Consider the following 14,049-nt stretch of genomic DNA (forward strand, 5'->3'; position numbering starts at 1 on the left):
ACAAGCCCCTCGTCCCAGCCCCGGGATTCGATGTATCGGATAAGCTCCCCCATTGCGCCAAGCTTGCTCTGCTTCTCCCTCAAGACGTTCGGCGGGCCGACGTGGGTATCTATCAAAAAAGACCAGGACAGCCCAAGCTTTTTGAGTTCTTTTATTGCGTTTTCAACCGAGGCCTGCATTGTCTCGAAGGTCCAATCGGTCGTCGGTACTAAATCGAATATGACGTAGTCTATGCCCGACTCTTTAATAAGCTCCATCTGCCACTCTGTGGTTTTCGGGTCGGCGGAGTCGTACTCCCCTATATAAGGCGTGTGCTTGTGAGGGGTGAGACTCCAGTGCTTTTCGTTGTACCACGAGAAGTAGTAGACCCCGATCTTTATATCCTTGCTCATTTTGTAGCCTCCTCTTTGTTGTTGGATTTGTCCGTCATGCTATAAGCCGTCAGTCCAGGGCGACCAGGACCACCCCGACACCGAGCGGCCCGGGAGAAGCGCCCGGTGGAATAAAGGTGTCGCTCTTTATGCCGACCCTTACGTGCCCTCTTGGCGCAAGCTTCCTCGAAAGCTCCGGCCCGAGCAGTACGTCCTCGCTCCATGACCCGACCGGGACCGGGCCGCTGAAGACAGCCTCCCCGTCGAGTGTTATCTCCACCTCTTTCTTTCCCTGGGCCATGTCTTCGCTGTAAAACATTACCTGGAGGTGTTCGGGCCCGGTCTCGAGGTGTTCGCCCTTGCCGCCCTCCTGCCAGGGTATGGACAGCTCCGCCTTGCCGTCGGTCCAGCTGTACTTAAAGCTCCTGTACCAGAACTTCATGGCCTTGGACGGATAGAGCCCTTTTGTCCGGACGTCTTTGTCTTCTCCGATAGAGTAGATAGAGGGGTTTATTTTGTCCGCCTTTTTTCTTGCGGCAATGTACTTGCAGGGGGCGTTCCTGCAAAACGGGGGGAGCTTGTTCGCGGCGAGCAGATACCTGTACTTCCTGGCCCTCTCCCCGTTCCAGAGATCTTCAAGGTCCCGGACCTCCTGCAGGTACCCGAGGTGGTAAATACGGTTGCTGAGGCAGCATAGATTTACCGCCCCGTCGACCGCTATATAGGTCATCTTCCAGGCCACGGGGCAGTCCCTTGGTTCGAATTCGTGGTAGCGCAGGGCCTCGGGCACGCCCGCGAGCGCCGCTTCTTCCGCCTCGTCCCCGGACGGGGGGGACGGGGGCTCGGAGTAAACGGCCTTGCGCATGGGGTCGAGCCTCACCTCTATGCCGAGCTCTTCGCCTTTGCGGAAGGCCTCTCTTAAATAAGTGCTCGCCCTCTCCGGGTCGGCGCTCAGGAGCTCTTTACCGTAGTCGAACCTATAGCCGTTTCTTTCGACGACCCAGCGTCTTCCCTCATCCTCTCCGATGCACAGAAAGAGCACTATGTCCGCGCCGAGCCTTTTGACGAGCTCGACGAACGCCGGGGCCTCCTCGAGGTTCTTCTGCATCAGAGTCATGCTCATCATGACCTCGGGGTAGCACATCCCTGCCCTGTTGCGCGCGTCGATGAACCTCTTTATCCTTGAGCATATGTCGTCGAAGTCTTGGTCGCGGATAAGCCTGTAAAGGCCGGCCGTGGCGGCGTCCATGGAAAAGGAGACGGTGAGGACCTGGCCCCCGAGGAAGAGTTCCGTAAATTCCTCGTTCATGAGGCTCCCGTTGGTATTCAATACCACTTTAGGACTATCGAGGCGAAGCTCCTGTATGGTTTTTTTGAAGGTGGGAGAGAGCATCGCCTCACCCTGGCCCTGCAGGCAGAATGTCCGGGCGGTCTTAACGTGGTTCATCACCCGCGGCATAAGCTCGATCGGAAAGTCGTCGTCCTTATCTATCTTGCCGCTTATGTGCTCGCACATGACGCACTTGAAGTTGCACCTGGTCGTGGTCTCTATGTACACGTCCTCGGGCGGCCTTGCCGTCCACGGCTCCGCATCGAGCATCGCCCGGCCCGGGTCCATGGAAAAGGGAAGCATATCGAGCACCCTCACGCCGAGCTCCCTCGGGTCGTTCCCCTTAAGACCCGGGGGAAGGGCCCGGTCCAGTTCGAAGACCAGGCTGAGCGGCCGCTCGTCCGGGAGGAGGCCGCGCAGGAAGTACGAGGCCCTTCCGTGGGTCAGGTTAAAGAGCCCGAGCGTCTCCCCGGCCGAGGTCTTTATGGAAAGGTTCATCTCGTTATCGGGGGAATTATTCCCCAAGTCGAACTTCAAGGAATCCCTGCCCGTTGTACCCCCGTTCAGTTCAACGGTGAAGCGCCTCTGCGTCCACACGAACCTGCCTTCCGGGCCTTGCTCCAGGCCGTAGAAGCCCTCCACAAGAGTGATGTTTTTTAAGAAAGAGTCCTGTTCCGCCACAGTATTAAATTCACTTTCTATATTATGGTAAGTCCGAGCCTCTTCGGCCTTGCCCCCATCTCCTCGAACCATAACGAGCCCTCTTTTACCATATCGAGCTTTAATGTGTAGCGTCCCTTTTTAAGCTCCGCAGAGTCTATCGTAAGCTCGAAGCCGCTGGAATCTCCGGGGGCAATGTCGGCGTCCGGGAGGCTGCCCCTGAACTCCCGCAAAGCACCTTTATTGCCCTCTTCGCGCATAACCCTGCCGCCGACCTTAAAAGAGTCCTCCTCGTTCCTGTCCTTATTGAGCCAGGTGACGTCACCGGTGTTCAGGACCTCTCCCCTGAGCACAAAGCTCTCCCCCTGCTTTAGCCGAACTTCATCACAAGAGGTCTTAAGCGTATAGCTTGGGCTGAAAAGGTCGGTCTGCGTTCGCATGTTCCTGTAAGAGGGGGTCAGCCTGTTAAAGTGCTCGCGCTCGGCTTCCGTGTAGCTCGCGATGACGCCGTCGTTGTCACTGCCGCACCAGGGCAGAAGAAAAAAGTGGATACCGTACTCCTCGCAGCGTTTTTTATATTCTTCGGCCATGGAAAGCTGCAGGGGGTGTCCCACAAAGGCCGCCCTCACGAGAAAACCCTTCTCTTTGAGATAGAGAAGCGAATCGAAAAACTTTCCTTCGTCGAAGTTCTTCGATGTGGGGTGCAGGGTGGCCGTGATTCGGAGGCCCCTTTCCAGGTCGGGCGAGCCCTGGGGCGTGATGCCGCTTTCCGCAAGCCCGGCCGGGTCTACGCTTAAGTTGGTGCAGATGTTCACCTTGAATCTTTTTGAAACCATTTCTATTATCGGGACTGTCGCCTCTGAAAGGAGGGGCTCTCCCCCCGAGACCACCAGGGATATACTGTCGTAGTTCGAAAGGATCTCCTCCATGACGGAGGTCCAGCTTTCGCATGAAAGCTCGGGAAGCGAAGAGGGGAACTTCTCGTATTTGAAAACACCCGCGGCGCTGCCGCAGTAGTTGCACGTATAGTTGCAGACAAGCGACGGCAGCCAGGCAATGAAGGCGTCCCCTTGAAAAGGCCTTTCAAAGGTCTGGTCGATGTGAACTCTTTTTTCATACGAACCGATGAATTCGTCGTTTATGCAGTTCGCCCTGACTACTAAAGGCTCGGCCTTGCCGTCCTCGAATATCCATTTGGTAGCCCAGTCGACATCGCAGTGGGCGTAGCATCTCTGGTGGGTGCAGAGCTCCGGCCTTTCCAGCGGAGTCCAACCGTCTTTTGCGTTAAAGAGCGGACTGCGCCTTGCGTTGTAGTCGGCCATGCAGCGGTATGCGTCCCCGTTTGGGAGCAGGAGTATATAAGAGAGCCCGGCGGAACAGTATATTTTTCTATTGCTCTTGAACATTTTTGTTCTCACTCCGCTACCACGTACCTGAACTTGTTCCTCCAGCCGACCCTCTTAAGGCCGCTGAAATCCGAGAACTCGACCTCGACCCGGCCGTCCCACAAAAGCTTTACGCGCCGGCTGACCTCGTCCCTGTCGGCCGTATCGCTCGTCACGAGGCGCAGGAGGAGCGGAAGCCCCTCTCGCTGCTCCAGCTGGAACTCGTCTATGCCCTCCATGCGGTCTACGAGGTCCTGGATGTAGTGGGTCGGGTAGCGTCTTCCGCCTATCTTCACGAGGTCATGGGTCCTTCCCTGGACGTTTCCGAGATAAAACCCGTCATCGCGTCTCTCTATCTCTCCCATATCGCCCGTCCTGTACCTTATTAGCGGCATGGCGTCGTTGGTAAGGCCCGTGAGCACTATCTCCTTATCACCCGTATCCGTATCCAGGGTTTCCGGCCATACGATAAAGTCGAGGATTTTTTGTTCGGTCTCCGCCGCACCGTTTTTTTTAACATTTTCACGGGCAAGTTCATGGGCCACGACACCGAACTCCGCGCTGCCGTAGCAGTCGAAGACCTTGCAGCCGAAGACTTCCTCGATTGTCCCCCTTTTTTTCCTGTTCAACACCTCGCCGCTCGACCCGAAGACCTTGATCGTTCCGGCAAGGCTCTCCCCCCTTTCCCTCGCATGAAGGGCCAGCGCGTAAAGGGTGGAGGGGTGGCCCGTTAAGTAGTACGGCCTGGCCGCCTTGATTTTTCGGCATACTCGCTGCAACGAGTCCGGTTCAAAGGAGTCGGTCAGGACGTTTACCCTGTTCATCGCAAGGCACTTCACCGCCTCCTTTACCCTGTCCTTGAGCGGCGGCGTCTCCATGAGGCGGCTGGAGAGGTGGAGCTCCTTCATGTGTCGCTTTTTACCCGTCCACTCGCGCACAAAGAGGTTTACGGCGGCGGTCCGGTCCAGTGCGTCCCGGGAGTAGTAGATAAGGGCCGAGGGCCCGGTAGAGGCCCCGGTTTTTCTTACATGCAGCGACCTCCTGTCGAAGGTTTCGTTCAAGAGCCGTTCGCCCTCTTCCCGGACGATCTCTTTGGTGAGAAAGGGGAGTTCGTTCATGTAGGATACGTCCCTTGCGACACTCTCGGGGTCGAACTTGACCTTTTTGAAGAGGTCGCGGTAGTAGGGCACATGGGTGCCGGCCATGGCAAGGGTCCGGCAAAGCGAGCGCTCTCCGGCCGGAAGCCTCTCCTTAAAGGGCCTCTTCCAATCTTTTTTCATGACATCGAGCTTGCCCCTGATATCCCTTTTCTGCATAGCCTCGACAAAGGGGTAAAGGAGGTACGCTTTTATGTGTCCGGCTCCCATGGCTTAACCTCCCCCGGGAGGCGCGGCCGGGCCTCCAAGCACCTTTTCATAGGCCTCCTGGACTTCCAGGGCCGTCTTGTCCCAGGTAAAGTTCTCCATAATCCTTTTCGAGAGGGAGTTATCCCTCCTGGCGGCGAGTTCGGTCTCAATGCCGCGCCTTATGTCGTCGGGGTCGTTCGGGTCTACACGGGTGACCATGTCGGCAAAATATTCCTCAATAGGCCCGACGCCGGTTATGACGACCCTGGCCCCTGCCGCGGCGGCTTCCAGGGCGGCAAGCCCCGGAGTCTCAAGAAGGCTTGGCAGGACAAAGGCCTCGCATGCGTTGTAGGCCGACCTTAGAAGTTCACTGCCGTGCTCGACGTACCCCAGGTATCTTACGCCGCTACCCCCGGCCTCCTTGCAGGCGTTGAAATAAGTCCCGACCCTTACGTTGCCCAGGAGGATCAACTCCATGCCCATGGCCCCGGCAGCGCGTATCAGGTTCAGCTGGTTTTTTCTCGGCTCGATGTTGGCTGCGTTAAGGAGAAACGGCCCCTTCACACCGAATTTTTCCCTGAAGAGCTCTCCTTCCACCGGACCCGCGAATTCGGGGTCCACGGAGTTTCTTGTCACATGGAACTTGCCCTCGGGTATATCGAAAAACTCCGAAAGCAGTTTGAGCTCGGCAGTTGAGTTCGGCAGTATGATGTCGCAGAGGTTGAGGAGCCTGCCTATCTCGTCCAGGGGGTAGGCGCTCTTGTCCCCGCCGAGCCACAGTATCGGAGAGACCGCAAGCGGCAGGCCCAGGTTCTCCTTTACGTGCGAGCAGAACTCCATGCTGCCGCCCTGGACCGAGAAGTGGTGTACGATCCGCACCCCGTTCAAGTCGGGCTTCCGGGGGTCTAAAAGCAGGACCTCCATCCCCCTCTTTTCAAGGGCCTCCTTTGTTTTAAGCAGTTGTATCTCACCGCCGCCCGGACAGTCAAAGGCGGCGGAATAGGTGTTAAAGGCTACCCGCATCTTTGAACATAACCCTTTCGACGGCCTTCAGGATAAGCTTTCCGTCAGCGTTCCCGGATATCTCGGAGAACCTCTCGTTCTGCAGCTTCATTATCCTTGCATGCTCGCGTTCTTCCTCCAGGGCGCCGTTGATCTCCGCTGCCACGGCGGGGAAATCCTTTTCATGGAAGACCCTGCCGCTTTCGCCAAGCGTTTGCACGACCGCCTCTTGCGCGAACGCAAAGAGCGGCATAAAGCGCATGGCCTCTACCAGGGGTACGCAAAACCCCTCGTGCTCGCTCATGGTTATAAAAGCGGAAGCCCTCTCGTAGACCGTTTTAAGCTGTCCGTCCGATACATGGCCGGGCATATGGACCTTGTCCTTCACCTTTGAATAACGGGTGTTCAGCAGGTACTCGATATAGTTGGCGTAGCCCCTTAGGGCGCACCCGCCAACGATGATGAGCGCCGAGTCGGGGTTCAGCCCGTGGTACTCGCTGTAAAGGCTGATGAGGTCTTCTATCTTTTTGTTGGGCGCGACCCGCCCCACGTAGAGAAGCAGTGTCCCGGCCGAGGGCAGGTCCATCTCCTCCTTTTTCACGGAGTCCAGGCGGCGTGCGTTTATAAGGGGGGGGCAAATGAGTATCTCGTCAGGCGAAATGCCCGCGCCGCCTTCAGTCGCCGCCGCCTCGCCCTCTTGCTTTTCCTTCTTCAATTCTTCTTCCAGCCCCTCTCTAAGCGCCTTTCCTGAAAACTCCGAGTTGGCCATCAAGGAGTCAAAGCGCCGGAGCAGAGGGTACTGCCCGTACGCCCTGGCGCAGTAGCCGGCTAACTCGGCGTCGTATACCTGAAACATGCGAGGGGGCGTTACGTTCTGGTAAAAGAGTATCTTCCTGGCCGGAAGCTTCGACACGGCGTCCAGGTAAGGGTCGAAGATGGAAAAGTTAAGCAGTATTACGTCGGATTCCCCGGCATCCTTCAGGAGTTCCGACACGTGTTTTATAGCGCCCCTCAAGGCCGGGTCGAAGCCGGCGGCGTACATGGCGCAGGGTATATCGTTCGCCTTGAAGAGCCTGAACATGTTAATGCAGAAGTTCCCTATGGCGTCGCCTTCGATGATATTGGGCGCCGCAATACGCAGCGTGCCGCCCCCTGGCCAGCGATACCAGAGGCGGGCCATCTCGTCGACGGGCCCTGAATCTCGCTCCAGAGCGAGGCGGCGGTCCGAGGCTTCCTTGAGCGGTCCCTTGCTCCTGTAAAGATATACGACGTCCACAAAGTCTACGGCACGGGTTTCGACATTTCTAAGGACTATGTGGACGGCAAGGACGTCCCCGTCATTTCTCTCGCATTCGGGGTTGACCCACTGCTCATCGGGCTTGCCGGAGCCGGGGAAAGAGGGGAAAAAAACGCTGAACCCGGCCTTGTCATGCCGGAGCTTAACCCGCATCCGCTCACCCGCAGTGCCCGCAAGCTGCGGGCTCTTCCACCAGCCTATGTGGCCCCCGGGGTGTACATGGTGCGTGGAGGAGTAGATGTCTATGACCACAAAGTACTCGCCTTCGGCGACAGAGGGGGGAAAGGAAAGGTCGAAGGTCTCCGTCTTTTTCGAAGAAAAATCCAGCGAGTCTTTGTCGGTATATATAAATACGGGCTTTGTTGCCTTCACGCTCCTACCTCCCGTCCCACTTCTTCCTGCCCTTGAGTATGAAATCCCTCGTCATGTCCATGTAGAGCGTTCCGTGGGCTACGGACGGCTCTATGTGGGTATTTTCGTGATATTCGTTGAACGTCGTTATGGCGACCATGTGCGGTGGGGTCTCCTGTGAGAGGACGAACTCTATCATCCGCGCGTATGTTTTGCCGTTGTTGCGCGCCACCACCCGGTAAGTGTTGTCCTCACGCTCGTCGTCCTTCAGGTGAGAGTCGTCGTATCCCGGAGATATCGTAACGACCCTGATGCCGTCGTTTTGAACGCTTGTTTCGTAGGACTTCTGCCACAGCTTCTCCCAGTTCTTTTCGGCTATGAGTTCAAGCGGAGAGTAGAGGCTGAACCCGTCGAAAAGACCGAAGGTCTTTTTATCTTCGTCTTTCGCGTTAAGCCTGAGGCTGTTTGCGATCTTTATAAACCCGCTGCAGCTTTTATCCAGGAGGTCGGCGTGCCTTTTGCTGCCGTCCAGCAGCCCGGTCCAGAAGATAAATATTACGGGTTTGTCGTTGAGTCTTAAATAGTGGTCCGCGCCGGCAAGGTCGCGGTTTATGATGCCCATTACCTCTTCGAGGTCCTCTTCCCGGAAATCATAGAGGCATAGATTAACGGCGAACCTGAGCGGGCTGTCCTTGTCCTTTGCAATGCTCAGGATATTTTTGATGGAGGCAAGCTCATAGTCGTTGTACCCCCCATAGTCCAGGTGCAGGTTCAGTATGGCGAAGTCCACCCCGGCCCCCTCCATGATTTCGAAGTGGTTCTCAATGGTCACTCCGTAAGACGATGCGTAATATCCCATGGTGGGCATGTCGGTAACACCGCCCTTTTCCAGGTTGTCGTTCCAGTGGCTTGCTCCAAGCCCGTCTCCGTACCAGCAATAGTAGTGCGCCCCGAAAAGGGTTTTCTTTCTCTCCTTGACCACGGGCGCTTTTCTCTTTTTGTTCTTTTTTTTCCATTCCCCGTGGGTCCGTTCTATTATAGACATTAAGGTGTCCGCGGTCCTGTCCCACGTGTACTCCCGCGCCTTTTCAAGCCCGGCGGCCCCCATTTCCCTCGCAACGTGCTTGTTGTCTATCAAGTACCGTACCTTTTCCACAATGGCATGGGGGGAGGGCGGGATGAGGAAGGCGCATGAAGAGTCCACCACCTCCGTAAACCCCCCTTCGTTTACGCCTATAAGCGGCCTTCCCGCGGCCATCGCCTCGAGGGCGACTATGCCGAAGGGCTCCCTTATGGGAGTGAAGACGACCGCCAGGCATCGCGCAAACAGTATCTGTACTTCGTGGTTGGTGAGTCCCTCGAGGAAAAACACCCGGTCCGATATCCCGAGCTTGTAGGCCGCCTCCTTCAGCCTGTCCCGCTCGGGGCCGTTGCCGACAACGTAAAGCTGGACGTCGTCTATATACTTGACCGCCTCGATTATGAGCTTTATCCTCTTGTGGGGCCACAACTGTCCGACGGTGAGCAATATGTTCTCATCCGGCGGCATGTGGAGAAAATCGTCGAGGTTAACACCCGGGTAGACTACGGCGGATACCTTTCTATTATAGACGTTTTCAAGGTAGGCGGCGCCAAAACGGCTGTTTGCTACTATCGTGTCGGCCGCGATCAACTTATCGAGAAAGATGGCTGCCTTGGCGTAGGGTTGGTGCATGTCGCCTTCGATCGTATCGTATGTGTGTTTGGGGTACACATGGATGTTGGTTTTTTGATTATGTGGAGAGTAGGGCTGGTCGTACTTCAGATCATAGATCATCCGTGAAGGCTCGTGCGGACACCATACGACCGGATGGACGTCTATCAGGTGCGTGGGACAGAGGTTGGTCTGGTAGACGTCGTGGGCGCCTATCTCGCACTCCCACACCTTGGGAAGCAGTCCCGCGTTAAGGAACATGGCATGGGGCCCTTCGAAATAAGGGCTTAGCTCTATAAGCTTAACGTCCTCGTTGACACCGTGCTCCCGGAGGATATCCTTTGCGAACCTGGTCGAGTACAGGGTTATCCGGTGTTTTTTTTGCCAGCGCGTGACACACTCGATAATAAACCTCTCGGCGCCGCCGTATTTGACCAGTTCCGGCATTATAACCCCTATGTCAAGCATGCAGCATCTCCTGTATTTTCAACCCCACAGAGTGGTTCTCCCGAGCTTATTCCGCAAACATACAAATTATCATACCTGCGGACACCTTTGCAAGTTAACGACCACCCCTGAAAGGGTTCGCTTAACCTCTTGTAAGTTCCCATCCGATACCTGCTTCCGGTGCCCTGGACCACCGGCTTTCCTTGCGCATGCACGGCAAAAGATATATAATCAAAAGGTGAAGTATCCGGCGCCGATATCCTCCCCCCTCCCCCCCGTCCCTTGCGGCAAGGGCATGGATGTCCGGCCATTGAAGTCCCCCCCACCTTATGGCAAGGGGTGCGTACCTTAAAAGCACCGGTAGATAATTGAACCCCTCACTACCCAGAGATATAATACTTTTTTCCACCGCAGACTGGGACAACACCCTCTGGACGAACAAGCAGCACACCGCGGCACGGCTTGTGAAGCGTGGGTACCGCGTCCTGTACGTGGAGTCCATTGGCCTCAGGAGGCCGGTTGCCGGGGGCATGGACGCCTCGAGGGTGATGGGGCGTCTTGCAAAGGGGGCGGGCGGCGTAAAAAAGGTCCGGGACAACCTGTGGGTCTACTCCCCCATTGTAATCCCTTTTCACAGCCGTGCATGGGTAAGGGCGTTTAACACTAAAATATTATGCTCGTTTATACGCGGCTATTCAAAGCGAATAGGGTTTCAGGCCCCCATCTTCTGGACATATAATCCTCTTAGCGTGGAGCTTGCCGGCCGCCTTGGAGAGTCCATGCTGGTATATCACTGCGTAGACGACCTTCCCTCGGCCCCGGGCATGGCGTCCGAGGCGCTCTCCCTGGCGGAGCAAGAACTCGTCGAAAAGTCGGACCTGGTATTTACCACAAGCCGCAAACTGCAGGAGACGCGTTCCAAGTGGAACCCGGGCAATACCCATTATTTCCCAAACGTCGCCGACTTCGATCACTTCTCAAAGGCCCGCAAGCCGGGGCCCATCCCTGAGGATCTGAAGGGGATACCCTCTCCGCGTATAGGCTTTATCGGCGCCATAAGCGACTACAAGGTGGACATAGAACTCATAGCACGCATTGCCGAGGCGAGAGAGGACTGGCACTGGGTCTTGATCGGAACGGTCGGAGAAGGCCAGCCCTCGACTTCGGACACACTGCTCAGGCGCCCCAACATCCATTTGCTCAGGGAGAGGCCTTACGATGTCCTGCCCGAGTATTTGCGCGGCCTCGACCTCTGCGTGCTGCCGAGCAGCTTGAACGACTATACCTCCTCCATGTTCCCGATGAAGTTCTTCGAGTACCTGGCCGCCGGAAAGACCATTGTGTCGACCGACCTGCCGGCCCTGCGCGAGCACTCCGATGTATGCGTGCTGGTGAAAGACAGGGACGACTTCATAGGTGCCGTCTCAGATGCCCTTAACGGCAAATCACCCGACCCGCTTAGGTGTCTGGAGACGGCACGGCGCTATACCTGGGACAAACGCCTTGATTGGGTGGAAGAGTTGCTGATAAAGAAGTGGGAAGAAAAGCGCCGGTCCCAATGACCCTCCCCCCCCTCCCCCTCCCCCCCAAACCGGTCCACCCATGATGCTATTTTTCTCATCCGGTGGTATGTTGAAATCCGTGATCAGCCCATTCTTGTATGCTCCATAGCAGTAGCGCATCATGCCCCGCCACCACTTATTTCCCCCCTGTACTATCTCCGCCCGAAATATTATAATAATTAATTACATTCAAAAAAAGTGCGAGAAGGCCTACATGACTTTACAGGGGACAATGCATTTAGATAACGTCGCGCCGGACTCCTTACGCGGCGTTCCGCGCGTCCAGACCAACCCGAAAAGATGGGACGGGACCGGGTGGGAGGGGTTTAAAAAAGAGCTTAAGCAGAGCAAGGCCGGGCTTGAATTACAGGTAAGCGAGGCCATGGCCGACCGCTCTATTTTCGTTACGGACGCGGGCGGGCTTGCCTACGGCATGCCGCACGGGATATTAAGGCCGGGGTCGGCCGATGACATCGCGGCAGTATTAAAGGCGGCCCAAAAACACAAAGTCCCGGTAACCGTCCGGGGCGGAGGGCTTGGCACGGAAGGCGAGGCCGTTGCGTTCGGGGGGCTTTTAATCGACATGCAATCACTCAACCGGGTAATCGCAATAGACAGGAAAACAATGACCGTACGCACCGAGGCAGGAATTTTCTGGCATCATCTGGCCGAAGAGCTGCGCCGGGAGGGGCTCGATTACCTCTCGGCCCCGCTCAACTTTACCTCGACCGTCGGCGGCGTGCTCGGCGTCGGAGGCGTGGACATAAACTCGGCCAAATTCGGGTGCAGCGCGGATCAGGCCCTTGCGCTCAAAGTCGTAACGCCGACAGGTGAAGTCGTCGAATGTTCGGCAACGGAAAATAAAGAGCTGTTCGATAGAGTAATCTTCGGGTACGGGCAGTTCGGGGTGATAGCGGAGGCGGTTTTAAAGATACGTCCTTTTACCCCGCTTAAGATGCACTACTATTATTATAGCTCGCTGCGCTCGGCCATGGAAGACCTTCGCCTTATCGTGGAAGGGGAACTGGCCGACTACTCCGGCATTTTAACGATTATGGACAAAGCCATAACGCTGCTTGTGGCGTTCGACACGGACGAGGCCGAAAACACATTCCTTGAACATACGGAAATAAGGCTTCGAGGCCACGGTGAACTCGGGTTTGCCCTGAGGTCGGCCCTGTATTACGGCCTTCGCCCATGGCGTTTCAAGGAAGCGCTCTTTCTTGCCGAGAGGCGCTTTACCCTGTTCCCCGACCTGCAGCGAAGCGAACACATGGATAAAGATGGTAAGGTCGTAGACCGGACCGTTCTATTTTCGCGCGCGGTGTGGAGGCACTGGGGAGACAAGAAAATGACCATACCCGATATCTCCACGGGAGAAGATGACTTTGTCGAGGCGGTCATGCGGGGGAACGAGGTCTGCAAAAAATACTTTAAATACTATACAATGTACTGCGTCGGTATAAAGAAAATGGGCGACGGCAGTGACAATGCGCGTTACGAAATGTCGTGCATATCCGAGCGCGCAAAACGCTTTGCCTACGGCTGCGAGTTCGAGCCGGTGGCGGAGAAAGAAGCTCACAGCCGCGATTATTTGCAAAGGTTCAAAAACGAAATATACGACATCGCCGTCGACACGGGTCTTTGCTGCTACCGGTTTGGCGGCATGATGAGAGGCTACATAAGGCGTCTGTACGGCGACGAAGTCGTGGACAGACACCGGTTAATGAAAAAAAAGGCGGACCCGGCGTCGGTACTCAATAAGAACACGGTATTTTAGATGGAAGAAAGCATTAAAGTCGACGTGCTGTCGGGCGCGGAATACAGGACGTGCCGGGGGTGCGGGCTTTGCCTGCTCCCTTGCCCCGTCTTCAAGAGTACGGGCGACATAAGAAAGACGGCGCACGGACGCAAGAAAGCGCTTCAGTGGGGCGCGGACATTCCCGAACTCGCCGAAGCAATCGACGAGTGCATCCTTTGCGCCGCGTGTGAGCCGGTTTGCCCCGTTGACAACAACGACATAACGGGCTTTACATTGAGGCAGCGCCGGGCGCTGAACAAGCGGAGAGACAGCCGTCCCGACTGGTACCCGGAACTCGCTGATAACAATAATGTGAAACAGGGGAACACGACAGGAGAGGTTGCGCTTATAATAGACAAAGACTCATCAAGCGACGCAGCCCTTGCCGGGCTTATTGATAAAATAGTTTCGCTCCTTGGAGGTACGCGCAAGGTCGGTGTTTTTTGTTTCGACTCGGACGCGCTTGAAGCCGGGCTTGCCGAGCCGGACGAAGCGCTGAAGAGTCTGATCGGATTCACTGAAAATGCGCGCAGGATAGTCGCAACGGGCGGAACAACTATCTCGCACTTAAGGAAAAGATTATCCGCAAAAAAAATCGCCTCTCTTGGCGAGACCCTGCTTGCCATGAAAGAAGTAACAGAGGCCCTTCGTCCGGACGACCTGCTCGTAATCGACAGCCGCGCCTTTAACAACGACCATAAACGGCTTATCCGTCTATACGACCGGGTAATAAAAGATACCGGGGTTAAAACGAACCTTGACCTGAACCGCGTTGCCATACCGACCGGGGCGGACAGCCTTCAA

10 protein-coding genes are annotated in these 14,049 nt (G+C 56.1%); 3 read left to right on the top strand and 7 right to left on the bottom strand.

Annotation, left to right across the window (positions count from 1 at the left end):
- The 7 genes from V3W31_09285 to V3W31_09315 form a co-directional block, all read right to left on the bottom strand.
- The coding region (locus tag V3W31_09285; protein ID MEE9615118.1) for a hypothetical protein at positions 1 to 392 on the bottom strand (392 nt) is incomplete at its 3' end.
- A 49-nt stretch (positions 393 to 441) separates the two neighbouring features.
- Positions 442 to 2,454 (bottom strand): radical SAM protein, encoded by a 2,013-nt coding sequence (locus V3W31_09290; protein MEE9615119.1) that lies wholly within the window; start codon positions 2,452 to 2,454, stop codon positions 442 to 444.
- Positions 2,400 to 3,767: a hypothetical protein gene (locus V3W31_09295; protein MEE9615120.1), complete on the bottom strand. Its 1,368-nt coding sequence runs from the start codon at positions 3,765 to 3,767 to the stop codon at positions 2,400 to 2,402. Before V3W31_09295 ends, V3W31_09290 begins: the two co-directional genes overlap by 55 nt.
- Before the next feature lie 8 nt (positions 3,768 to 3,775).
- A complete protein-coding gene (locus tag V3W31_09300) occupies positions 3,776 to 5,113 on the bottom strand; it encodes a phenylacetate--CoA ligase family protein (protein ID MEE9615121.1) in 1,338 nt (445 codons plus the stop codon).
- Positions 5,114 to 5,116: 3 nt separating this feature from the next.
- Positions 5,117 to 6,115, bottom strand: coding sequence for a glycosyltransferase (locus V3W31_09305; protein MEE9615122.1), 999 nt, complete (start codon positions 6,113 to 6,115; stop codon positions 5,117 to 5,119).
- A complete protein-coding gene (locus V3W31_09310; GenBank protein ID MEE9615123.1) occupies positions 6,099 to 7,763 on the bottom strand; it encodes a glycosyltransferase in 1,665 nt (554 codons plus the stop codon). Before V3W31_09310 ends, V3W31_09305 begins: the two co-directional genes overlap by 17 nt.
- A 4-nt stretch (positions 7,764 to 7,767) precedes the next feature.
- Positions 7,768 to 9,903, bottom strand: a complete 2,136-nt coding sequence (locus V3W31_09315) for a glycosyltransferase (protein ID MEE9615124.1) — start codon at positions 9,901 to 9,903, stop codon at positions 7,768 to 7,770.
- 347 nt (positions 9,904 to 10,250) lie between these two features.
- On the opposite strand from V3W31_09315, the gene V3W31_09320 reads away from it, so the two are divergent.
- The 3 genes from V3W31_09320 to V3W31_09330 form a co-directional block, all read left to right on the top strand.
- Positions 10,251 to 11,444, top strand: coding sequence for a glycosyltransferase (locus tag V3W31_09320; GenBank protein ID MEE9615125.1), 1,194 nt, complete (start codon positions 10,251 to 10,253; stop codon positions 11,442 to 11,444).
- 232 nt (positions 11,445 to 11,676) lie between these two features.
- Positions 11,677 to 13,224 (top strand): FAD-binding oxidoreductase, encoded by a 1,548-nt coding sequence (locus tag V3W31_09325; protein MEE9615126.1) that lies wholly within the window; start codon positions 11,677 to 11,679, stop codon positions 13,222 to 13,224.
- On the top strand, positions 13,225 to 14,049 hold an 825-nt coding region (locus tag V3W31_09330), incomplete at its 3' end, for a 4Fe-4S dicluster domain-containing protein (protein MEE9615127.1).

Source organism: Thermodesulfobacteriota bacterium, from assembly GCA_036482575.1.
Taxonomy (GTDB): Bacteria; Desulfobacterota; GWC2-55-46; order GWC2-55-46; family JAUVFY01; genus JAZGJJ01.